A 20,984-nucleotide genomic window follows, 5' to 3' on the forward strand; every position below is an offset into this window, starting at 1 on the left:
TTTTACTGAGATGTATCGGTGATCCTGTTGTTTTCAAGGGTTTCTTGGCTGGATTTGAGCCCGAACAGGCGCCGGAAGAAATGTGCCAGGTCATCCATGAAGCAATAGAACACGGGTACCACCACCAGCGTCAGGATGGAGGAAGTGATCACGCCACCAATGACGGCTTGCCCCATCGGAGCTCGCTGTTCGGAACCTTCTGACAGGGCAAATGCCAGCGGCACCATACCGAAGACCATGGCCAGTGTCGTCATGAGAATGGGTCGCAGTCGCACTTTGGCGGCCAGCAGCAGTGCATCTTCCCGTCCCAGGGGAGGCTGGTCATCAAAACCCTGGCGGGCGCGAATGGCAAAGTCCACCAGCAAGATGGCGTTCTTGGTGACCAGGCCCATCAGAAGCACGATGCCGATGACCGAGAACATGCTCAGCGTCGAGCCAAACAGCAGCAGAGCCAGCGCCACGCCAATGAGGGTCATCGGCAGGGACATCATCAACGCCACTGGCTGCAGGAAGCTCTTGAACTGGCTGGCCAGAACCATGTAGATGAAGATGATGGCCATTGCCAGGGCTGAGACAGCGTAGGCAAAGGATTCCTTCATGTTCTTGGTGGAGCCGCCAAACTCCCACCGGTATCCTGGAGGGAAAGCAATGCTGTCCAGCGCCTTCTGGATGTCTGCCGAGACTTCACCGGCAGCCCGTCCATAGACGTTGGCGTTGATGGCAACTTCGCGGTTGAGGTTGCGCCGGTTGATCTGATTGGCGCCCGTTGCCTGCACCACTTCGGCCACGCTTGCCAGCCTCACCACACGTGGGGTTCCGTCTGCATTGGCGCCGACGACCAAAGGCATGCTCTGCAGGTCAGAGGCTTTCTCGCGTTGCTCAGGCGCTGCCCGAACAACCACATCGTAGCTTTCGCCGTCATCGGCGCGCCAGTTGCTCACGGTTTGTCCGGCCACCAGCGTGCGCAGACTGGTGGCAACAGACGCCGGATTCAGGCCTACTTCAGCTGCGAGGTCACGCTTGAGCATGACATCGACGGTGGGCTTGTTGGGTTTGACACTGGAGTCCAGATCGACCAGTCCAACGATGGGGCGGATCTTGTCCATCACTTGTTGCGACAAGCGCTCCAGCTCCTGAAGGTCGTCGCCCTGCAGTGAGAACTCGATCTGCTTCTGTCCCCCCACCGGGTCGAGCAGGCCTGCATGTGTGACCGTGATGCCGGTCACACTGCGCAGGCGCTGACGCAGTGTGGCCGACATGGCGTCCACGTTGAGTGTGCGATCTTTGCGGTCTACCAGGCGGACGTAGATGCTGGCGTAGATCTTTCCCTGTGCGCTTCCGGTGTTGATCGTGGTCAGCGTGTAGTTCACCTCCGGAAACTCTCGCAAGATGGACTCCACTTCACGCGCCTTGGCTTCGGTGGCTTCCAGCGATGAGCCCACGGGCGTGTAGAAGTTCACCGACGTTTCGGAGTAATCTGCCTTGGGCACAAATTCAGTTCCCAGCAGAGGAAACAGCATGATGCTGCCGGCGAAGACGCCAATGGTCATGAACAGCGTCGCGATCTTGTGCTTGAGCGACCAGCGCAAGGCGCTTTGGTAGTTGTCTGCCAGATTGTCCTGGATGCGGTCGAACCATCCTGTGACGCGCCCAATGGTTTTGTCATAGAAGCTGCGCGCCTCGTGTAGGCCTCCGTGCTTTTCGATCTCGGGGTCATGCCAGACGGATGAGAGCATCGGGTCAAGCGTGAAGCTCACGAACATGGAGATCAAAACAGCAGCCACCATGGTGATGCCGAATTCGTGGAAGAACTTCCCGATGATTCCGCCCATGAATCCAATGGGCAGGAACACGGCCACAATGGACAGCGTGGTGGCCAGAACGGCCAGACCGATTTCCTGCGTGCCATCCATGGAAGCGTTAAAGGGTGTCTTGCCCATCTGTACGTGACGAACAATGTTCTCCCTGACCACGATGGCGTCGTCAATCAGAAGGCCGACAGAGAGCGTCATGGCCATCAGCGTGATCATGTTGATCGTGAACCCGAGCAGGCTCATCACGAAGAAGGTGCCCACGATGGAGATCGGCAACGTCAGTCCCGTGATCACAGTCGATCGCCAGGAGTTGAGAAACAGGAAGACAATGAGAATGGTGAGAAACGCGCCTTCAATCAGTGTTTGGCGCACATTGTTGACGGCCACGCGGATGGGGCGGGAGCGGTCTGCAATGGGCTCGAGCAAAACACCTGAGGGCAGGTCGGCTCTCATGTCGCGAACAATGGCATCGAGGCCTTCGACCACAGAGATGGTGTTTTCGTCCTGCGCTTTCTGCACCGAGAGCAGTAGCGTGCGTTGCCCGTTGTAGAGCGCGAGGCTCTCGATTTCTTCCGTGGCGTCACTGACGCGCGCCACGTCGCTGAGTTTCACAGGCGCACCGTTGCGTTGCGCCACGATGATCTGGCCGAAATCCTGCGGGTCGATCAGGCGCGCTTTGACCTGAACGACTTTCTCCGTGTCGCTTGTCTTGAGCGTACCTACCGGCAGATCCTGGTTTTCCTGTCGGACAGCGGCCACCACCTGTGAAGGGGAAATGCCGACGGCCTCCATGGCCAAGGGGTCGAGATCGATGTTGACGGTTCGCTCCGTTCCGCCAACCAGACTGACTTGCCCCACGCCGCGCACGTTTTCAAGGCGTTTCTTGAGGGTGGTCTGAGCCCACGTGGTCAAGGCCACAGCGGATGGTTTCTTTCCCTGGGCGGCCTGATCGGGCAGAACCGCTACCGACCAGATGGCGCGGTCTGCCGGGTCAAAGCGAAGCACCTTTGGCTCAGTGATGTCATCGGCAAGCGAGGGTCGCAAGGTGGCAATTTTTTCGCGGACGTCATCTGCGGCCTTGCGCCCATCAATGTGCAGCTGGAATTCGACAATGACCACCGAGCTGCCCTCGTAGCTTCTCGAAACCACGGAGTTGATGCCTGCAACGGAGTTGACAGCTTCCTCGACTTTGGTTGAGAGCTCGGACTCCACGATTTCCGGCGATGCGCCGGGGTATTCGGTGGAGATGACCACCACAGGGAAGTCGACGTTGGGAAACTGATCGATCTTGAGTCGCTGCAAGGCAAACAGGCCCAGCACGACGAACGCCATCATCACCATGGTGGCGAAGACAGGGTTGCGAAGAGAGACTTTTGTGAACCACATGATTCGCCTCTCAGTTCGTGGTCGATGCGGCCGGGCCTGCTGTCGCTGGTCCGGATGCGTCTGGCGTATTGACCTCCAGCCCTTCGCGAATCAGACCCGCTGATCCGTCCAGAACGGTACTGCCCTCGGCAACGCCTGTCTTCGTGTCGATGGCGACCATGGGCGTGTCCCCATGCATGCCCTGTTGCCCCAGCGAGATGTCCACATGCGCGGTACGCCCATCCTTCACCACCAGCAGGTAGGGGACGGGTTTGTCATTGCGAACAGCACTGAGCGGGACTGACAGTGCGCGGAAAGCGCCGACATTGATCCTGCCTGTGACAAACATGCCCTGGCGCATTCCAGGGGTGGGGGGCACTGCCAGAAAGACGGGAACTGTCCTGCTGCCGGCCTGCACCTGAGGACTGATGCGGGTGACCTCAGCTGCCACCTCGCTGCCAAGCCCTTCGGGTTTGAGGATGGCTTTCTGGCCGACCTGTACCTTGGCTGCATCGCCCGGCGCGAGGTCAGCCTGCACTTCAAATCCGTCGAGGTTGACGATGCTGAAGACAGGTGCTCCCACACCCAGGCGTTCGCCGTTCTCCGCAGTTCGGGATGCGATCACGCCGTCAAAAGGTGCACGCAGCACGGTGTCGCTCAGTCCATTGCGCGCCATGTCCAGCGCGGCCTTCGCGGCCTGGTAGCTGGCCTGGGCCCCGGCGAGGTTGGACGCTGAGTTGTCCAGCGCCGTCGATGAAATGAAGCCTTGGTCGACCAGTGCCTTGTTGTTCGACTGTGCCCGGGCAGCGATGGTGACCTGGGCCTTGGCGGCTTCTGCTTGCTGCTCTGCCTGCCTGACTCTTGCAGCTGCATCCGCGCTGTCAATGCGCCCAAGCACTTCGCCGGCCTTGACTGACTCTCCCTCGCGTTTGCTCAGCTCGCTGATCACACCTGCTGATCTGGCTTTGAGTACAGTGCTTTGCAGAGCCTTGAGGTCTCCCGAAACGGCAATGGCCTGCTCCAGCTCAAGCGTACGGGCGGTCAGCATGTCCCGGGTGGACAAGGTATACACCGGCGCCTGTTGCAGGGCTGCCGCGGCCATGGTGGCGTCCTCCTGCTGCTTCTGCCTTTTGTACAGGGCACGCGCAATGCCAAGGCCGATGGCGACCACCAACATGATCAGAAGGGTCCATTTGATCCATCCGCGGGAATGCTGTGCTGCAGTGTTCATGAGAGGTGTTGTCGTGAGTCGAAAAATGGGTGGACGTGCAAGTCAGGCCGGGCTGCTCGCAGTGACGCGAACCAGCCCGTGAAGAATCAGCTCGATTTGGGTGTCCAGATAGGTCAGGGGGTCCAGGCCCATGAGGCCTTCTTCGCAGGTGCTTGCGCAGTGGCGTGAGAGCGAGAGATAGATCATGGGCGCGATCAGGCTGTGAATCACGCTTTCGATGTCAAGCGGCCGGAATTCGCCCCGGTCGATGCCGCGCTTGAGTACGCGCCGAAGAATGTCGTGGCCCGGCTCGATCACTTCCTTGCGATAGAAAGCGGCCATTTCCGGGAAAGCGCCTGCCTCGCTCAGTACCAGCTTGGTGATGCCTGAGGCCTGCGTCATGCCGATGCGCTCCCACCAGACCCGCCCCATGCGCTGGAGCAATTCGACGCTGGACCCTTCAAAGCTGTCGGGGATCTGCTTCCACTCGTCGAGGCGCCCGCCAATGCTCTCGCGCACAACGGCCTTGAACAGTTCTTCCTTGCTGGCGAAGTAGAGAAAGAGCGTGCCTTTGGACACACCGGCTCGTGCCGCTACCTCGTCAACGCGGGTGGCTGCATAGCCTTTTTCCACAAACAACGACAAGGCCGCGGCGAGGAGCTCGCCTGGGCGGGCCTGCTTTCGTCGCTCGCGTTTGGTGGTGCTCGCTACAGAGGAGGGCATGGGATTCCGCTAGTGACTGACTGGTCAGTAATGTAGATGTTCCCCGCCCAGCTTGTCAATCCCGCAGAGATCAGCTTTCAATCGGCCGTTTCGTCATCGGGCTGAAGCAGACTCATGACATGGGAATACACGTCGTCTGGCCAGGAACTGCTGAGGGCCCGAACGGTGTCCAAATCGCCAGCAAAAAGGGCGCGGCTGACTTCTTCGAAGTGGGGGGCGTCTGCTGCAAGCACTGTCATGAAAGCATATGCCGCGTTAACCCGCTGCCGGGTTGGCTCACTCGTGGATGCTTGCTTCATGGCGGTCTGAACCAGTTTGCGCAACATCACCGAAGCTCCGCCCGGCTGCTGGCTCAGCCATTCCCAATGGCGCGGGAGGAGTGTGACTTCGCGCGCCACAACGCCAAGCCTGGGACGGCCCCGACCTTTGGGTGCGGGGGCAGACTGCTCGGGCTCGGGGGGGGCTGGCAGTTGGGCGAGCAGCTTGTCCAGCGGAGCACTCCACACCCGCTCGATACGCTCACTCGTTCTGGCGTCGAACACCATCGGAAGCGCGTCTGGCGACTCGGCGAGCCTGTCGTGCATGGCTTCGGTGACTTGGGATGGGCTGCCTTTGGCGATGCAGCGTTCGCCTTCGAAGGCGATCCAGTGTTGTTCTTTCATAAAATTACCCGGATAAAAAATATATATTACCCGGGTAAAAAATACTGTCAACTTTTTGAGCGAGACTCGGACGCAAAAAAGCCGCGGAGGCTTCTGACCAGCCGCGGCTTTCTCAGCATTGAAGGCATTCAGTTGCTGAAGGCGGCGATGCCCGTGATGGCTCGGCCCAGAATCAGGGCATGCACATCGTGCGTGCCCTCGTAGGTGTTCACCACCTCCAGGTTGACCAGATGGCGTGCCACACCGAACTCGTCGCTGATGCCGTTGCCACCCATCATGTCTCGGGCTAGTCGCGCAATGTCCAGCGCTTTGCCACAACTGTTGCGCTTGAGGATGGAAGTCAGCTCCACAGGCGCCTGTCCTTCGTCCTTGAGGCGGCCCAGACGCAGGCAGGACTGCAGACCGATGCTGATTTCAGTGAGCATGTCGGCCAGCTTCTTCTGGATCAGCTGGTTGGCGGCCAGGGGGCGGCCGAACTGCTGACGGTCCAGCACGTACTGGCGGGCACGGGCGTAGCAATCTTCGGCTGCACCCAAGGCACCCCAGGCAATGCCGTAGCGGGCACTGTTCAGGCAGGTGAACGGGCCTTTGAGGCCGCGAACGTCGGGGAACGCGTTTTCTTCCGGTACGAACACCTCGTCCATGACGATTTCGCCGGTGATGGAAGCACGCAGGCCCACCTTGCTGTGGATGGCAGGCGCGGACAGGCCTTTCCAGCCCTTCTCCAGAATGAAGCCGCGGATCTGGCCGTCGTCGTCCTTGGCCCAGACCACGAACACGTCGGCGATCGGGCTGTTGGTGATCCACATCTTGGCACCGGTGAGCGAATAACCGCCATCAACCTTGCGCGCGCGGGTGATCATGGAGCCAGGATCGGAGCCATGGTTGGGTTCGGTCAGGCCGAAGCAGCCAATCCATTCGCCGGTGGCCAGCTTGGGCAGGTACTTCTGCTTCTGGGCTTCACTGCCGAATTCGTTGATCGGCACCATCACCAGGGAAGATTGCACGCTCATCATCGAGCGGTAACCCGAGTCCACGCGCTCGACTTCGCGGGCGGCCAGTCCGTAGCAGACGTAGTTCAGACCCGCGCCACCATAGGCTTCGGGAATGGTGGGGCCCAGCAGGCCGAGCTCACCCATTTCCCGGAAGATGGCCGTGTCCGTCTTTTCGTGGCGGAAGGCCTCCGTCACGCGGGGCGCCAGTCGCTCCTGGCAGTAGGTGTGGGCGGCTTCCTTGACGGCGCGCTCGTCATCAGTGAGCTGGGCGTCCAGTCCAAACGGGTCTTCCCAGTTGAAACGGGCTTTGGCAGTGCTGACCATGCAGGCGTCTCCTTGCTGTTGAATCTTGGTGTGGCTCCGATTGTGGTCAAGCCGTGAATTCATGTCCAATATCATTAAACTATTCATTGATATGGAAAATAAATCAACGGAGCTGCGTCACCTGCGTTACTTTCTGGTGCTGGCCGAAGAGCTGCATTTCGGACGCGCTGCCCAGCGCCTGTCCATGACCCAGCCGCCCCTGTCGCTGAGCATCCAGCAACTGGAAGCCTCGATTGGAGCGCGCCTGTTCGAACGCAACAATCGTGGCGTTGCCCTCACGGCGGCAGGGCAGGCGCTGCAGGTGTCGGCCAGAGCCTTGCTGGAGCAGGCCGATCGAATGATGCGCGAGGCGCGTGACGTGGGTGAGGGCATGACGGGGAGTCTGGAGATCGGCTTTGCCGGCACCGTGCTCTACCTGGGCTTGCCCGATATGCTGCGCCGATTCGAAGGCGATCATCCGCGGCTGCGTGTGGTGCTCAAGGAGCTCAGCTCCAGTGATCAGCTGACCGAGCTCATGCACGACCGGCTGGACGTCGGCTTTGTTCACACCACACGCGTGCCGGCAGGCTTTGAGCAGATCAAAGTGTCCAGTCAGCCCTTCATGGCCTGCCTGCCCTCATCGCATCCCATGGCCCGTCGCAGGCGCCTGGCCTTGTCTTCGCTCAAGGGCGAACCCTTTGCCCTGGTGTCGCGCTCGGTTTCGCCCGACTATCATGACCGCTTGCTGGCCATGTGCGCTGGAGCCGGATTTGATCCCGAACTTCGGTATGTGTCCCGGCACTGGCTTAGCGTGGTGTCCCTGGTGGGCCAGGGCCTGGGCGTTGCGCTTGTGCCGGCATCACTCAAAGCTGCATCGCTGCCTGGCGCCAAATTCGTGCCGCTCGCGGGAGACATTCCGCCCTACGAGACCTACTGCCTTTGGAAGACTTCAAGAAGCACTGCCGGAGCGGAAAGCACGCCCGCGTTGGGGGCATTTGTTCAGGCCGTCAGGGCATCGGCGCAGGCGGTTTAGAGTGTGCATCATGACTGAAAGCAATTCCTCCACTCTCTCGACTTCTTCCCTCCAAACACTGGTGCTCGGGGGAGGGTGTTTCTGGTGCACAGAGGCTGTCTTCAAGGAAGTGAAGGGTGTGGTCGATGTGGAGTCCGGCTACAGCAACGGGCAAGCTTCGCAGCCCAGCTACGAGGCTGTCTGCACGGGGCGGACCGGCTGTGTGGAGGTGATCAAGCTGACCTACGATTCAGCCCAAGTGTCCACGCGCCAGTTGCTGGAAATCTTCTTTCTCATTCATGACCCCACCACGCTCAATCGCCAGGGCAATGATGTCGGCTCGCAATACCGCAGTGGCGTGTACTTCACAGACGAAACGCAGGCATCCGCCGCACGCGAAGTCATCGCCGAATGGGAGCGGGAAACCGGACTGAAAGGGCAAGTCGTGACTGAGGTACTGTCGCTCTCCGACTATTGGCCAGCCGAGGAATACCATCAGGACTTTTTCGAGCGCAACCCGAACCAGGGCTACTGCGTGGCTGTTGCCGGGCCCAAGGTGGCCAAGTTCCGCAAGACGTTTCGCGAGCTGGCCAAATCCTGAGTCCGCCCGTGGGCTCAGCTTGATGCCAGCCGGCTGCGCCAACGCGGCCACAGCACGATGATGGCCAGGCCGCCCAGAACCAGCGCACAGGCGAGCAACTTCCATCCGGGCAACGCCTCCCCGAGGCTCATTGCGGAGGCGCTCATGCCGAACACCGGTACCAGCAAGGCCATGGGCGTGACAGCTGCTGCGGGATGGCGAGAGAGCAGCCAGTTCCAGACGCCAAAGCCGAACAAGGTGTTGCCTGCCGCCTGCCAGACAACACTCGACCAGACCAGTGGCGTGGCCGTGACCAGCCCATGGTGAATGGCACCCCAGCCTTCCGTGAGCCACGACAGCAGAAACAGTGGCGGCGCTGCAAACACGCTCGCCCACACTGTGAAGTGCAGCATGTTCACCTTGCCCGCCGACTTCGCCACCATGTTGGCGCAAGCCCAGAAAAAAGCGGCGGCCAGTACCAGCGACAAACCCGTGGCGGTCACGGAGGCATCCAGATGTCCGGCAATGACGAGCAAACCAGCCAGCCCGGCCAGCAGCCCCAGTACCTGATAGCGTTGCAGGCGCTCGCGCATCAAGAACATCGCAATGCCAATGGTGAAGAACACCTGTGCCTGCACCACCAGTGAGGCCAGCCCCGGCGAAATGAAGCCACCGATGGCGAAGTAGAGCAGGCCAAACTGACCCATGCCCAGCAACATGCCAAAGGCGGCCAGCGTATGCCAGGGCACCCTTGGGCGAGGCATGAAAAGTGCGAAGGGAAGGGCAGACAGTCCGAAGCGGAGCGCCGCAAAGAAGAAGGGTGGCATCGCATCCAGCCCCCATCGGATCACCACAAAATTGGTGCCCCAGACGAAGACGACAGCCAAAGCCAGCAGAGAGTGTGTGAAAGGCAAGAGTGCTCCTGAAGCGGGCATTGTAGGCAGCCGCTTGTCCCCGCTGTGTCACCGGAAGCTGCTCGCGCGACAGCCCCGCGACAGGCAGGATCTCCTGGCTCAGGCTACCATCGCGGCCGTGAACCTCTCAACGCACCCCGTTTTTGTCTCGCTGACGCCGGTCTTCCTCCTCATCGGCGCCGGTGTCGTGGCCGATCGCCGGCAGTGGATGCGGGCAGAGGCGGTCAAGGACCTGTCGAACCTGTCTTTCATGTTGCTGCTGCCAGCCCTGTTGTTCAGGACCATGAGCGGCGTCCACCTGGACGAAGTGGACTTTCTTCCGGTGGCAGCCTATTTCACGGCAACGATCGGTATGCTGCTGGCATTGATTGCTGTCCGCGGATTCAACAGCCGCAGCGTGGTGCTGGGCCTTGGCAGTGCATTTTCCAACCTGGTGATGATCGGCATCACCATGATCGGCCTGGCGTACGGTGAGGCAGGACTGGTGACCATCCTGACCCTGGTGTCCGTCCATGCCCTCATCCTGCTGACCATCGGATCCATCATCCTGGAGCTGGCCGCAGCACGTGACTCACGTCTGGCAGGCCAGCACACGCCGCATGTCCTGGCCACCGCCTGGTCCGCCATCAAGGGCGCGATCATTCATCCGGTGCCATTGCCCATCATTGCCGGGCTGCTGTTCGGGTTGAGTGGGTGGGAGCTGCCAGGTGTGGTGGACAAGCCCCTGCAACTGCTGGGCAGTGCGTTTGGCCCCTTGGCGCTGGTGCTGGTGGGTGCCAGCCTGGCCAGGCTGTCGTTTGCCGGGCATTGGCAACCCGCTGTGGCCGTGGTGCTGGCCAAGAACCTGCTCTTGCCAGTTCTGGTCGGCATCAGCGCCTGGGCTTTCGGCATCTCAGGCTTGCCGTTGACCATTCTGGTGGTGTCAGCCGGCTTGCCCACCGGGGCCAACGTCTTCCTGTTTGCCCAGCGCTACAACGTGGCCCAGGAGCTCACCACCACTGCCATGGGCCTGTCTGCCGCAGCATCAGTGGTGACCCTGACGGTGATCATGCTGATCATGTCCCTGATCCCGGGAGCGCATTGACGGCATGGTCGCGTGCCGGATGCGTCAGTCTGGCGTCTGGCTCAGCTGCCGGCTGACTTCCACCTCATGTTCGTAGTAGCGCTGGAAGCTCAGTGCAATGCTGCTCATGAGCGCCACCGCTCCACCGAGCAAGGCCACGGCCAGTGCGCCAATGGTCAGCCAGTTGGTTCCACCCGCGGCCAGCTGGGGGTCCTGCTCAGGGTTGTACTTGAGGTTCCATTTCTCGCGATCGGCCAGTGCGTAGACGATGGCGCTCAGACAGGCGGCTGCGATGCTCAAGCCCAGCAGCGGCGTGAGTATCCAGGAGAGCTTGTCATCCTGGCCAAGGGTTTCCATGCGTTGCATGCCCCAAAGGCCGAGCGCGGTTGGAATGGGGTACAGCCAGCCCACCCAGTCGCCCAATCCACGAAGATAGAACCGGTGCAGGCCCAGTGAGCCACCGACTGCGGCCAGCCAGGCGGCCAGCGTCTTGTTGCGCGTCCGTTGGCTCATCGGTCTGCCTCTTCCGCATCTGGAGGGCAGGTGCCGCCTGGCCCCAGGCTGCGCTGCATCAGCACAATGTCCAGCCACCGGTTGAACTTCCAGCCGCACGCGTTGATCGTGCCCGCCGGCTCAAATCCGAGAGATGTGTGCAGGCCGACCGACGCAGCGTTCGCTGAATCGCCGATCACCGCCATCACTTTGCGCACGCCGGCGAGCTCCAGCTGGGTGAGCAGCTCTGCCATCAGTGCTTTGCCCAGGCCCTTGCCTGCAGCTTCAGGCGCCAGATAAATGGAATCTTCTGCCGAATACCGGTACGCAGGACGTGGCTTGAACCAGGTGCCGTAGGCGAAGCCGATCACTTGTCCTTCAGTGGAGTCGGAGTCGGTCACCACCAGCCAGGGCAGTCCTTTGCTGCAGACATCCTGCCAGCGGTTGCGCATTTCGTCCTGGGACGGAGGGGTGGTTTCGAAAGTGCCGGTGCCATGAAGCACGTGGTGGCCGTAGATCTCGGTGATCCGGGCCAGGTCGTCAGCCTGAGCGGGGCGAATGATGGGCATCGGGTGTTGTGGGAAGAAGGCGAAAGGGAGTGAGCTGGCAATTGTCGCTTGGATTTGGCCCAATACTGGTTATAATCCTTGGTTTTGCGGCGTTTCGCTGGCCGGGTGGCCAGTCGTGTGTCTCAGGCGTTGCGAGAAATGTGCATGGCGTTTTTGCCACGCATCACCACCCGAAGGATAAATCATGGTCGTCATTCGACTCTCCCGCGGCGGCGCCAAAGCCCGTCCGTTCTACAACATTGTTGTCGCTGACAAGCGCAACCGTCGCGATGGTCGCTTCATCGAGCGTATCGGCTTCTACAACCCCATGGCCCGTGGCGGCGAAGAGCCTCTGCGCATTGCAGTGGATCGTCTGAACCACTGGACCGGTGTGGGCGCCAAGCCTTCCGACACCGTTGCTCGCCTGGTCAAGCAACACGCTGCTGCTGCCTCCACGGCTGCTGCCTGATTTTGTCAGGCTGACCACACCAGTGGTAGCAAACGACGGCCCATTCGACGCTGCGTCCCTTCCGGATGATGCGGTCGAACTGGGCCGTTTTCATGGCCCCTACGGGGTCAAGGGCTGGATTCATGTCCAGGCCTATAGTCCTGATGCCGAGGTGCTCTTCAAGGCGAAAGAGTGGTTCCTCATGCCGCCTTCGACTCAGGGTCGACCGGCTGCTGCCAAGAACAAGCCCGCAGTGGCGCCCGCCATTGCCGGTCCCTCCCGTGTGCAGGTTCAGGGCATCAAGAGCCACAGCGACGGCATCGTGGTTCATCTGCAGGGCCTGGATGACCGCACGCAGGCAGAATCGCTCAAAGGCGTTCGCATTTTTGTATCGCGTGCTGCGTTTCCCGCGGCACCCGACGGCGAGTTCTACTGGGTTGATCTCATCGGCCTGCAGGTTGTCAATCGCGAAGGCGTGGACCTCGGTCAGGTGCATGACCTCATGCCCACAGGCCCGCATTCCGTGCTGGTCCTGCGCTTTCCCGTCGAGTCCGACAGCGGGCATGGCGAGGGCGAACGCATGATTCCGTTTGTCGATGCCTATATCGACGAAGTCGATACCGCCGGCAAGCGCATCGTCGCCGACTGGCAGCCCGATTACTGACGCGCTGACGATCGAGTCAGGCGATTCGCTGCCATGCGCTTTGACGTCATCACGTTGTTTCCCGAGTTGTTCGGGCCGTTCTTGTCGCACGGCATCACGCGACGCGCCTACGAAAGCCGTCAGGTCGACGTGCGCCTTTGGAACCCAAGAGACTTTGCCGAGGGGAACTATCGAAGGGTGGATGACCGGCCTTTTGGCGGCGGCCCTGGCATGGTCATGATGGCGGAGCCTCTCTGGCAGTGCCTGCAGGCCATTCGAGCCGACCGTGCTGAAGCGGTGGAAAACAGAGCGCCGGTGGTACTGTTCTCTCCTATCGGCGAGCGCCTGACTCACTCGGCAGCAGAGGAATGGTCGCATTCCGTGGGCGGCATTCTGGTGTGCGGTCGCTATGAAGGTGTGGATCAGCGATTCATCGACGCCTGTGTCGACAAACAGGTCAGCCTCGGCGATTTCGTGCTCTCTGGCGGCGAGATACCTGCCATGGCCTTGCTCGATGCGGTGGCTCGACTGATGCCCGGGGTTCTCGGAGACGAGGGCAGCCACCAGCAAGACAGCTTCAATCATGCTCTTGACGGCTTGCTGGACAGTCCGCATTACACCCGTCCGGAAGCCTGGGAAGGTCCGGGTGGTACCGCGCAGGTTCCAGACGTCCTGCTCAGTGGTCACCACGAAAAGGTGGGGCGCTACCGGCGGGAGCAGAGCCTGGCTCTGACGAAAACCCTGCGTCCAGAGCTGCTGGAAATGGCACGATCCGAGGGTCTGTTGTCCAAGCGGGATGAAGCTTTCCTCAAAGCTGAAAAAAAGCTATAATCGAATGTTTTCGATCCTCTGACTGGCCGACTCCTAGGCTTGGTTGGGGCCGGTGATGACATCAAAGGCTTGCCAACCCGTCCGCCCGGACGCCCTGGAGTCCCTGGATGAAATCGCGGCAGGTTCGCTGCCCGGTGTCCAGAAATAGCGTGTTGCGCAGTCACGATCGCAATGAGGAAATCATGAATCTGATCCAGACCCTCGAGCAGGAAGAAATTGCTCGCTTGAACAAGGACATTCCGTCTTTCGGCCCTGGCGACACCGTCGTTGTCAGCGTGAACGTGGTTGAAGGCAACCGCAAGCGTGTGCAGGCATACGAAGGCGTGGTGATCGCCCGCCGTAACCGTGGCCTGAACTCCAGCTTTATTGTCCGCAAGATCTCCAACGGAGAAGGTGTCGAGCGTACTTTCCCGCTGTACAGCCCACGCATCGCCAGCATTGAAGTCAAGCGCCGTGGTGACGTGCGCCGTGCCAAGCTGTACTATCTGCGCGAGCGCAGCGGCAAGTCTGCACGTATCAAGGAAAAGCTGGGCGGCCGTTGATTTCGGCTGGCTTGGTAGCCTTGATGGAAAAGCCGCCCCATGGGGCGGCTTTTTTGTGCACGGGCGCTCGGCACGGGTACGGCCATTCCCCTGCGAGACCTGGGCACGAGGCTTTCTCCGCTATGCTTTGCCGTGATGCGACCCATGCCCAGCTTTGACCCCCGCCGCGTACCCGTCGTCAACGATCCGGGCGACACTGGTTTGCCGCTGGCGCATGCCGATCGCATGACGGCCGAAGGGATGCGGTCGTTGTTTGCCAGTCCACCTCAATGGGTCCCTGAATTGCGGCGCGAACCCCGCTTCATGGATAGGCCTCCGGCCGATGCTGCTGTCCTGATTCCCCTGGTCATGCGCGATGACCTGACCGTCTTGTTGACCCAGCGCACTCAGCACCTGTCTACCCATTCGGGTCAGATCGCATTTCCAGGTGGAAGGCTGGACGCCACCGACGCCGACGCTACCGCAGGGGCCTTGCGTGAGGCAGAAGAGGAGGTGGGCCTGTCACCGAGTCATGTCGAGGTGCTCGGCTCCCTGCCTCAGTATGTGACGGGTTCGCAGTTCACGATCACCCCGGTTGTGGCACTGGTGCACCCCGAGCACACCATTCGCCCTAACCCGCATGAAGTCGACCTGGTTTTTGAAGTGCCACTTCCGTTTCTCATGAACCCGGCCAATCACCGGCGGCACCAGGTCGATTTCGATGGCGTGCAACGGCAGTGGTTTTCAATGCCGTACCGGGATGGCGATACCGAACACTACATCTGGGGAGCGACGGCAGGCATGCTGCGTAACTTCTACCGCCTGCTCAGTGCCTGATTGCTGTCACTCGGTATGATCAAGCCATGAGTTTCATCGCCGTTTTGCTGGCGCTTCTGATTGAGCAAGTGCGCCCTCTGGCCTTCAACAACCCGGTGCATGCCGGCCTGCGGGCATGGGCGCGCCTGGTACGGCGAAACATGGACGCAGGGCAGCAGGCGCATGGGTGGTTGGCCTGGGCAGGGGCTGCCGCCGGTCCGGCGGTTCTCGCGTTTACTCTGCACCTGGTTTTCAGCCGGGTGAGCATCGTGCTCGAGTTCGCATGGGTGGTTCTGACTCTCTATGTCACCCTGGGCTTTCGCCAGTTCAGCCACCATTTCACGGACATCCGGCAGGCGTTGGAGGCGGGGGACGAAATCTCGGCCCGGCAAGGGCTGGCAGAATGGTTGCGCGTCGATGTCAGCAGCCTGCCCAGGGCGGAACTGCTGCGCCAGGTCATCGCCCATTCCATCCTGGCGGCGCACCGTCACGTCTTTGGTGTCTTGCTGACCTTTCTGGTGGGCTGGTGGTTGGGGCTGGGGCCTGCTGGGGCCATTCTTTACCGGATGGCAGAGTACCTGTCCCGCAATTGGCGCCAACGGCCTGACGGCACACCTTCGGCCGCACTGACTGCCGCTGCATCACAGGCATGGCAGTGGGTCGACTTCATTCCGGCTCGTGCAACCGGTCTTGGGTTTGCCGTGGTGGGCAATTTCGAAGAAGCGCTGGCGAGCTGGCGCAGTGAAACCGAGCGTCACGGTGAAGGCAACGACGGGGTATTGCTGGCCACGACAGCGGGCGCCTTGAACGTTCGCCTCTCGGCACGGCTCGAGTCTCTCGATCCAGAAGAAGTGGGGGATGCAGGGAGCAGGGCAGAGCCTCAATTGGCGCACCTGGCCAGCGCCGTGGGACTCGTTTGGCGAACGGTTTTGTTGTGGATGTTCCTGCTGGCCATGTTGATGCTGGCCATGCTCAACAGCTGAACCCGGGATTTGTTGGCGAGACTCAGTAGCGCGGTGGCTCGGTCAGTTCCGCAAACAGTTCGGCATAAATCTGGTAGCGGTTGGGGTGTATCGCCTGCTGCGCCAGGCCATTGGGTGAGGCAGCACTCTCGCCATCCTCGGCGACATGCTCTCGCACACCACAACCGGGTTCGTGCAAATGGGTGCAGTTGTGAAAACGGCACTCGCCGAGGTGGGCCCTCAGATCAGGCATCCAGCGCGGCAAATCCATGGGCTCGATGTGCCGCAGGCCAAACTCCTGAAACCCCGGCGAATCGATCAGCGCCGCCTTGTGCTCGTCGTCCAGCCAGTACCAGGTGGTACTGGTGGTGGTGTGCTTGCCGGAATTGAGCGCCCGGGAAATCTCGCCGGTCTGTGCTTGTGCATGGGGTACACAATGGTTGACCAGAGTGCTTTTCCCTGCGCCAGACGGGCCCAGTACCAGCGTTGTTTTGCCTGATAGCCAGTTTTTCAGCTCGGCTGCTCCGGCCGGTGCTTCTCCAGAGTCCGGCTTCATGGCCAGTGGCATGACGGCGTAGCCCATGGATCGATAGGGAGAGAGGCGTTGCCAGGCGCGATCAAATGCGGGTTGGACGTCCTGCTTGTTCAGCGCAACTGCGACGTCAATGCCTTCCGCTTCCGCCGCAATCAAGGCTCGGGCCAGTTGCCGCTCTGAGAACTCGGGCTCGGCGCCCAGGAGCACGAGCACCTGATCGATATTGGCAGCAAATGACTTGGTGCGCATCTCGTCCTGCCGGTACATCAGGTTGCGCCTTGGCAGAACGGTCTCGATGCGCCCTTCGTCGGCGGAGGCTAGCCAGCTGACGCGGTCACCCACCACTGTCTGGTTCTTCTTGCCTTTGGCGTGACAGATGCGGCGTGTTCCATCAGCTGACTCGACCAGGCAATGTCGCCCGTGGCTCCCGACCACCAGTCCTTCTTGGGTATGGGCAGAACTCAATCAGTCGCTCCGATTACTCAGGCCGCAGAAGCGGAGGTGGGGTTGAGGCGAGCGATGCGTTCGCTGGCCGGTGGGTGCGAGTAGTAGAAGCGCACAAAGGCAGGGTCAGGCGTCAAGGTGTTCGCATTGTCCTTGTAAAGTTTGAGCAATGCGTTGGAGAGATCGGCGCCGTTGGTGTGTTCGACGGCATAGGCGTCTGCCTCGAACTCATGCTTGCGTGAGAGCTGAGCCATCATGGGGGACAGGAAGTAGGTCAGCAGTGGAACCGCCATCAGGAACAGAATGATGGCGAGGGCGTCATTGGGGCCTTCCAGACTGGGGCGTACGCCCAGTCCCAGATAGAACCAGGGCTGGGCGGCGAGCCAGCCCAGCAGTCCGAAACCAGCCAGGCTCAGCGAAAACATCAGGACCGTGCGTTGAAGAATGTGTCGACGCTTGTAGTGACCCAGTTCGTGTGCAAGCACAGCATCAATCTCTGCCGGGGCAAGCTGCTTGAGCAGCGTATCGAAAAAGACCACGCGCTTGGCCGCACCAAAGCCAGAGAAGTAGGCATTGGCGTGCGCACTGCGTCGGCTTCCATCCATCACAAACAAACCCTTGGCGGCAAATCCGCACCGCTTCATGAGCACCTCGACCCGGGACTTGAGGGTCTCGTCTTCCAGCGGTTCGAATTTGTTGAACAGTGGCGCGATCACGGTGGGGTAGACCACCAGCATGGCCAGGCTGAACACCATCCAGACGCCCCAGGCCCAAAGCCACCATGTCTGACCTGCTGCGTTCATCAGCCAGAGCACGACAGCCGCGACAGGTCCGCCAATCAAGGCCCCCACAATGCCGCCTTTGACCATGTCTCCAAGCCAGAGGCCGACGCTCATCTTGTTAAAGCCGAAGCGCTCTTCGAGTCGGAAGGTCGCCCACCAGCCCATGGGCAAGGAAATGACGGCTCCGATGAGCGAAAACGCTCCGAGCAGCGAAAGTTGTTGCCACATTCCTGGGCCCATGAGTTCCAGTAGTGCCCCATTGAGCCAGTCGAGCCCTCCCAGGAGGGTCCAGCCAAGAAGGATGGCGACGTCAAGCGCATTGTCCAGAATGCCAAACCGGGTCTTGGCGATGGTGTAGTCGGCCGCCTTCTGGTGCGCCTCCAGCGTGATGGTGTCGCTGAAGGCCGAGGGAACGGCGTGGCGGTGGCGCGCCACATGGCGTATCTGGCGTGAAGCGAGAACAGTCTTCACCACCAGAACCAGGATCAGGAGGCCACAGAAGACGTTGGTCAGAACGGAGGGCATGTCTTGCATGGCGTGAGTCTATCGGAGTCCATGGCGCTTGGAAGATTGTCAGCCAAAAGGCCGATCCGGGAAAATGGCTGCACTGAACGGAATGGGCGAGAATAGAGGGTTATGACGGAAAACACCCAGACAGCAAGTGCAGGCGCCGAAGCGCCGGAATCGGCCGAGGCGACTCTGGCCAAAAGTGACCAGAATCTGATCTGGCTCGACTGCGAAATGAGCGGGCTGGACCCTGAAAAGGAGCGCCTGCTGGAAATTGCCGTGGTGATCACCGGGCCAGATCTGGCGCCACGCGTCGAAGGCCCGGTGCTGGTGATCCACCAGGCGGATGCCGTACTGGATGCGATGGACGCCTGGAACAAGGGTACCCATGGCCGCAGCGGCCTGATCGACAAGGTGCGCAGCAGCACCTTGAGCGAGGAAGATGCTCAAGCCGAACTGCTGGCCTTCATTTCCCGGTATGTGCCCAGGAACGGTTCACCCATGTGTGGCAACACCATCAGCCAGGACCGGCGCTTTCTGGTCAAGTACATGCCCAAACTGGAAGCCTACTTCCATTACCGGTGCCTTGATGTCAGCACCCTCAAAGAGCTGGCCAAACGCTGGCGTCCAGAGGTGTTTTCGGCATTCAAGAAGCACCAGAAGCACACGGCGCTGGCTGATGTTCATGAGTCGATCGACGAATTGCAGCATTACCGGGAGCATTTCCTCCGATAAGCCTGCCGGCACGGTCGGGGCAGCAGGGTGCGCCCAGTGAACAGACGCGTGCAAAGAACAATGAAAGAAAGCAGGGTGAGTCATTGACGATTTGTGACATTTGCATGTCAAAATCGTGACAAACGAATTTCTTGCCATGAAGAACCGATCCAAAACCCTCAATCGTTACCGTGACGTCCTGCAGCTGGGCGCGTCTGTCCTGTTTCTGCTGCTGGTCGGCCTTTACGCATCCGCGACCGGCGCCAATTTCGCTGGTCTCTCCGGTGCCTCTGTCTGGTTGTTGATCGTCTCGGCAGTGGTCGGTGGCTACATGGCCATGAACATCGGGGCCAACGATGTGGCCAACAACATGGGACCATCGGTGGGTTCAGGGGCCATCACGATGGGCTGGGCCATCCTGCTCGCTGCCGTGTTCGAGGCGTTGGGCGCCATCGTTGCAGGTGGTGATGTGGTCAAGACCATCAAGGGCGGGATCATTGACACTGCCCAGATTGCCGAGGCCGGGCGGTTCGCGCTGGTCATGTTTGCAGCCTTGATGGCGGGCGCACTGTGGTTGCACCTCGCCACGGCCATTGGCGCACCTGTCTCGACAACCCACTCCATCATTGGTGCGGTGATGGGGGCGGGCATTGCCGCCGGAGGCTGGGATCTGGTCAACTGGAGCACAATTGGCTCCATCGTGGCCAGCTGGGTCGTCTCACCTGTGCTCGGTGGTGCCATCGCCGCCGGCTTCCTGTACCTGATCAAGCGAAGCATCACCTATCGCTCCGACATGACGGCAGCAGCCACGAAGGTGGTGCCGTGGCTCATCGCCGTGATGGCCTGGGCGTTTGCCACCTACATGCAGGTCAAGGGCCTCAAGCATGTGTTCAAGGTGAGCTTTGGTATGGCCATTGGTGTCGGCTTTGTCGTCGGCCTGATTGTCTGGGCTCTGGTCAAGGGCATCATCGCCCGGCAGGCACAACGCCAGGAAAACTCCAAAGGTGGGGTCAACCGTCTTTTTGTCTGGCCATTGGTGTGTTCCGCAGCGCTTCTCAGTTTTGCGCACGGCGCCAACGACGTGGCGAATGCGGTCGGCCCTCTGGCAGCCATTTTCGAGGCTGTGCGTACCGGAGCCGTGGCGACCAAGGCGCCCACGCCACTCTGGATTCTGGGCCTGGGTGCAGCGGGCCTGGCTGCCGGGCTTGCACTGTACGGCGCCCGACTGATCAAGACAGTGGGCAAGGAGATCACCGAGCTGGACAACATGCGCGCTTACTCCATCGCCATGGCCGCGACCTTGACCGTGATTGCCGCTTCCCAGTTGGGCATGCCGGTCTCTACGACACATATCTCTATCGGCGCGGTGTTTGGCGTGGGCTTCCTGCGGGAGCTTCTGAAGGTGAACTACGCCAAGATGGAAGCCACGGTGTTTGCCGGCCACCAGGGTGAAGACCGTGCGGAGGTGGAGGCCTACCTTCAGCGCTTCGAAGCGGCGGAGGTCAAGGAAAAGAAGAAGATGCTGGCAGACATGAAAAAACGCGCCAAGGCGAATGCCCAGGCAGAAGGCGCTGTTTTTGACAAGTCTGAGCGCAAAGCCTTCAAGAAGGCCTACAAAAAGGAGTTGGTGAAACGCTCAGCGGTCATGCGCATTGTGGCTGCCTGGATCATCACCGTGCCAGCCACCGCGGTGCTGGCCGCCATTTTGTTCAATGTGGTTGCGGCCGTGATGGCTTGAGATATTTTTCGAAAAAGCTTGGGGTTTTCCCTTGTTTGTGGGAGAATCCCAGCTTCGCCTGAATTTCCAAGCAAGGGGTCAGGCGATAGAAGCTACAACTTGCATCTGCCTCTGACAACCGGCCTTTGCCCTCTTTCCGCATGAGTGGGGGCGCCATACCCGACCAGCCCACGTGGCCAGGTGGGTAATGAAATACCAAGGCCCTTCGTATCTTCCAACGCGCTGGCGCCATGCCGGCCCGAAAAGATGACGCGCTGACCGTTTGATGGTTGATGTCGGATGAACCATCAATCGGGCCAACAATCGGGCCCGCCGGCGCGCGTCTGTTCCAGACGAGTTCGCTCGCGGCTGCCCGGTTCGCT

21 protein-coding genes are annotated in these 20,984 nt (G+C 60.6%); 11 read left to right on the plus strand and 10 right to left on the minus strand.

All coding sequences use genetic code 11. The annotated features are described in order from the left end of the window. Positions 1 to 2: 2 nt before the first annotated feature. The 5 genes from ABWV89_RS01390 to ABWV89_RS01410 all read right to left on the minus strand — a co-directional run bounded on the left by ABWV89_RS01390 (position 3) and on the right by ABWV89_RS01410 (position 7,093). Positions 3 to 3,200 carry an efflux RND transporter permease subunit gene (locus ABWV89_RS01390; RefSeq protein WP_353393476.1) on the minus strand — a complete coding sequence of 1,066 codons (3,198 nt, stop codon included), beginning with the start codon at positions 3,198 to 3,200 and terminating at the stop codon, positions 3 to 5. A gap of 10 nt (positions 3,201 to 3,210) precedes the next feature. Then, complete coding sequence (locus ABWV89_RS01395; RefSeq protein ID WP_353393477.1) at positions 3,211 to 4,410, minus strand: efflux RND transporter periplasmic adaptor subunit; 1,200 nt, start codon at positions 4,408 to 4,410, stop codon at positions 3,211 to 3,213. A 42-nt stretch (positions 4,411 to 4,452) separates the two neighbouring features. Further along, on the minus strand, positions 4,453 to 5,112 hold the full coding sequence (locus ABWV89_RS01400; RefSeq protein ID WP_353393479.1) for a TetR/AcrR family transcriptional regulator: 660 nt from the start codon (positions 5,110 to 5,112) through the stop codon (positions 4,453 to 4,455). A 77-nt stretch (positions 5,113 to 5,189) separates the two neighbouring features. After that, positions 5,190 to 5,774 carry a DUF2239 family protein gene (locus ABWV89_RS01405; RefSeq protein ID WP_353393480.1) on the minus strand — a complete coding sequence of 195 codons (585 nt, stop codon included), beginning with the start codon at positions 5,772 to 5,774 and terminating at the stop codon, positions 5,190 to 5,192. 128 nt (positions 5,775 to 5,902) lie between these two features. Then, positions 5,903 to 7,093, minus strand: a complete 1,191-nt coding sequence (locus ABWV89_RS01410; RefSeq protein ID WP_353395128.1) for an acyl-CoA dehydrogenase — start codon at positions 7,091 to 7,093, stop codon at positions 5,903 to 5,905. Between the two features lie 91 nt (positions 7,094 to 7,184). Between ABWV89_RS01410 and ABWV89_RS01415 the strand changes: the two genes are divergently transcribed. Together ABWV89_RS01415 and msrA are read left to right on the plus strand one after the other, a co-directional pair. Next, positions 7,185 to 8,105, plus strand: coding sequence for a LysR family transcriptional regulator (locus ABWV89_RS01415; protein WP_353393482.1), 921 nt, complete (start codon positions 7,185 to 7,187; stop codon positions 8,103 to 8,105). 10 nt (positions 8,106 to 8,115) lie between these two features. After that, a complete protein-coding gene (gene msrA, locus ABWV89_RS01420) occupies positions 8,116 to 8,685 on the plus strand; it encodes a peptide-methionine (S)-S-oxide reductase MsrA (protein ID WP_353393484.1) in 570 nt (189 codons plus the stop codon). Positions 8,686 to 8,699: 14 nt separating this feature from the next. On the opposite strand, the gene ABWV89_RS01425 is transcribed toward msrA, so the two are convergent. Continuing rightward, a complete protein-coding gene (locus tag ABWV89_RS01425; protein ID WP_353393486.1) occupies positions 8,700 to 9,578 on the minus strand; it encodes an EamA family transporter in 879 nt (292 codons plus the stop codon). A 118-nt stretch (positions 9,579 to 9,696) separates the two neighbouring features. On the opposite strand from ABWV89_RS01425, the gene ABWV89_RS01430 reads away from it, so the two are divergent. After that, a complete protein-coding gene (locus ABWV89_RS01430) occupies positions 9,697 to 10,662 on the plus strand; it encodes an AEC family transporter (RefSeq protein ID WP_353393489.1) in 966 nt (321 codons plus the stop codon). A gap of 24 nt (positions 10,663 to 10,686) precedes the next feature. Here the strand turns inward: ABWV89_RS01430 and ABWV89_RS01435 are convergent, their stop codons facing one another. Continuing rightward, positions 10,687 to 11,154, minus strand: coding sequence for a TM2 domain-containing protein (locus ABWV89_RS01435; RefSeq protein WP_353393491.1), 468 nt, complete (start codon positions 11,152 to 11,154; stop codon positions 10,687 to 10,689). Beyond that, positions 11,151 to 11,702 (minus strand): GNAT family N-acetyltransferase, encoded by a 552-nt coding sequence (locus ABWV89_RS01440; protein WP_353393492.1) that lies wholly within the window; start codon positions 11,700 to 11,702, stop codon positions 11,151 to 11,153. The genes ABWV89_RS01435 and ABWV89_RS01440 overlap by 4 nt, the downstream gene beginning before the upstream one ends. Positions 11,703 to 11,886: 184 nt before the next feature. Here ABWV89_RS01440 and rpsP point away from each other — a divergent pair, with 184 nt between their 5' ends. The 6 genes from rpsP (at position 11,887) to ABWV89_RS01470 (ending at position 15,923) form a co-directional block, all read left to right on the plus strand. Next, positions 11,887 to 12,150 (plus strand): 30S ribosomal protein S16, encoded by a 264-nt coding sequence (gene rpsP / locus ABWV89_RS01445; RefSeq protein WP_353393494.1) that lies wholly within the window; start codon positions 11,887 to 11,889, stop codon positions 12,148 to 12,150. 22 nt (positions 12,151 to 12,172) lie between these two features. Then, a complete protein-coding gene (rimM, locus tag ABWV89_RS01450; protein WP_353393496.1) occupies positions 12,173 to 12,793 on the plus strand; it encodes a ribosome maturation factor RimM in 621 nt (206 codons plus the stop codon). A 33-nt stretch (positions 12,794 to 12,826) separates the two neighbouring features. Next, the gene (trmD, locus tag ABWV89_RS01455; RefSeq protein WP_353393498.1) at positions 12,827 to 13,603 is read left to right on the plus strand and encodes a tRNA (guanosine(37)-N1)-methyltransferase TrmD; all 777 of its coding nucleotides are present in this window, start codon (positions 12,827 to 12,829) and stop codon (positions 13,601 to 13,603) included. A 182-nt stretch (positions 13,604 to 13,785) separates the two neighbouring features. Next, a complete protein-coding gene (gene rplS / locus ABWV89_RS01460) occupies positions 13,786 to 14,145 on the plus strand; it encodes a 50S ribosomal protein L19 (RefSeq protein ID WP_353393500.1) in 360 nt (119 codons plus the stop codon). A 135-nt stretch (positions 14,146 to 14,280) separates the two neighbouring features. Continuing rightward, positions 14,281 to 14,961 carry a CoA pyrophosphatase gene (locus ABWV89_RS01465; protein ID WP_353395129.1) on the plus strand — a complete coding sequence of 227 codons (681 nt, stop codon included), beginning with the start codon at positions 14,281 to 14,283 and terminating at the stop codon, positions 14,959 to 14,961. A gap of 26 nt (positions 14,962 to 14,987) precedes the next feature. Beyond that, positions 14,988 to 15,923 (plus strand): CobD/CbiB family protein, encoded by a 936-nt coding sequence (locus ABWV89_RS01470; RefSeq protein WP_353393502.1) that lies wholly within the window; start codon positions 14,988 to 14,990, stop codon positions 15,921 to 15,923. A 22-nt stretch (positions 15,924 to 15,945) separates the two neighbouring features. Here the strand turns inward: ABWV89_RS01470 and rsgA are convergent, their stop codons facing one another. Beyond that, the gene (gene rsgA, locus ABWV89_RS01475) at positions 15,946 to 16,902 is read right to left on the minus strand and encodes a ribosome small subunit-dependent GTPase A (protein WP_353393504.1); all 957 of its coding nucleotides are present in this window, start codon (positions 16,900 to 16,902) and stop codon (positions 15,946 to 15,948) included. Positions 16,903 to 16,919: 17 nt separating this feature from the next. Further along, positions 16,920 to 18,197 (minus strand): M48 family metallopeptidase, encoded by a 1,278-nt coding sequence (locus tag ABWV89_RS01480; RefSeq protein WP_353393506.1) that lies wholly within the window; start codon positions 18,195 to 18,197, stop codon positions 16,920 to 16,922. 102 nt (positions 18,198 to 18,299) lie between these two features. Between ABWV89_RS01480 and orn the strand changes: the two genes are divergently transcribed. Next, complete coding sequence (gene orn / locus ABWV89_RS01485) at positions 18,300 to 18,905, plus strand: oligoribonuclease (protein WP_353393508.1); 606 nt, start codon at positions 18,300 to 18,302, stop codon at positions 18,903 to 18,905. Between the two features lie 136 nt (positions 18,906 to 19,041). After that, the gene (locus ABWV89_RS01490) at positions 19,042 to 20,622 is read left to right on the plus strand and encodes an inorganic phosphate transporter (protein WP_353393510.1); all 1,581 of its coding nucleotides are present in this window, start codon (positions 19,042 to 19,044) and stop codon (positions 20,620 to 20,622) included. Positions 20,623 to 20,984: the final 362 nt, after the last annotated feature.

This window comes from Hydrogenophaga sp. 5NK40-0174 (genome assembly GCF_040372165.1).
Lineage (GTDB): Bacteria > Pseudomonadota > Gammaproteobacteria > Burkholderiales > Burkholderiaceae_C > Hydrogenophaga.

What these genes read in the sequence shown, in the direction of transcription:
- ABWV89_RS01390 (WP_353393476.1), bottom strand. Translation starts at nt 3,200, where the DNA reads ATGTGGTTCACAAAAGTCTCTCTTCGCAACCCTGTCTTCGCCACCATG.
- ABWV89_RS01395 (WP_353393477.1), bottom strand. Translation starts at nt 4,410, where the DNA reads ATGAACACTGCAGCACAGCATTCCCGCGGATGGATCAAATGGACCCTT.
- ABWV89_RS01400 (WP_353393479.1), bottom strand. Translation starts at nt 5,112, where the DNA reads ATGCCCTCCTCTGTAGCGAGCACCACCAAACGCGAGCGACGAAAGCAG.
- ABWV89_RS01405 (WP_353393480.1), bottom strand. Translation starts at nt 5,774, where the DNA reads ATGAAAGAACAACACTGGATCGCCTTCGAAGGCGAACGCTGCATCGCC.
- ABWV89_RS01410 (WP_353395128.1), bottom strand. Translation starts at nt 7,093, where the DNA reads ATGGTCAGCACTGCCAAAGCCCGTTTCAACTGGGAAGACCCGTTTGGA.
- ABWV89_RS01415 (WP_353393482.1), top strand. Translation starts at nt 7,185, where the DNA reads ATGGAAAATAAATCAACGGAGCTGCGTCACCTGCGTTACTTTCTGGTG.
- msrA (WP_353393484.1), top strand. Translation starts at nt 8,116, where the DNA reads ATGACTGAAAGCAATTCCTCCACTCTCTCGACTTCTTCCCTCCAAACA.
- ABWV89_RS01435 (WP_353393491.1), bottom strand. Translation starts at nt 11,154, where the DNA reads ATGAGCCAACGGACGCGCAACAAGACGCTGGCCGCCTGGCTGGCCGCA.
- ABWV89_RS01440 (WP_353393492.1), bottom strand. Translation starts at nt 11,702, where the DNA reads ATGCCCATCATTCGCCCCGCTCAGGCTGACGACCTGGCCCGGATCACC.
- rpsP (WP_353393494.1), top strand. Translation starts at nt 11,887, where the DNA reads ATGGTCGTCATTCGACTCTCCCGCGGCGGCGCCAAAGCCCGTCCGTTC.
- trmD (WP_353393498.1), top strand. Translation starts at nt 12,827, where the DNA reads ATGCGCTTTGACGTCATCACGTTGTTTCCCGAGTTGTTCGGGCCGTTC.
- rplS (WP_353393500.1), top strand. Translation starts at nt 13,786, where the DNA reads ATGAATCTGATCCAGACCCTCGAGCAGGAAGAAATTGCTCGCTTGAAC.
- ABWV89_RS01465 (WP_353395129.1), top strand. Translation starts at nt 14,281, where the DNA reads ATGCGACCCATGCCCAGCTTTGACCCCCGCCGCGTACCCGTCGTCAAC.
- ABWV89_RS01470 (WP_353393502.1), top strand. Translation starts at nt 14,988, where the DNA reads ATGAGTTTCATCGCCGTTTTGCTGGCGCTTCTGATTGAGCAAGTGCGC.
- ABWV89_RS01480 (WP_353393506.1), bottom strand. Translation starts at nt 18,197, where the DNA reads ATGCAAGACATGCCCTCCGTTCTGACCAACGTCTTCTGTGGCCTCCTG.
- orn (WP_353393508.1), top strand. Translation starts at nt 18,300, where the DNA reads ATGACGGAAAACACCCAGACAGCAAGTGCAGGCGCCGAAGCGCCGGAA.
- ABWV89_RS01490 (WP_353393510.1), top strand. Translation starts at nt 19,042, where the DNA reads ATGAAGAACCGATCCAAAACCCTCAATCGTTACCGTGACGTCCTGCAG.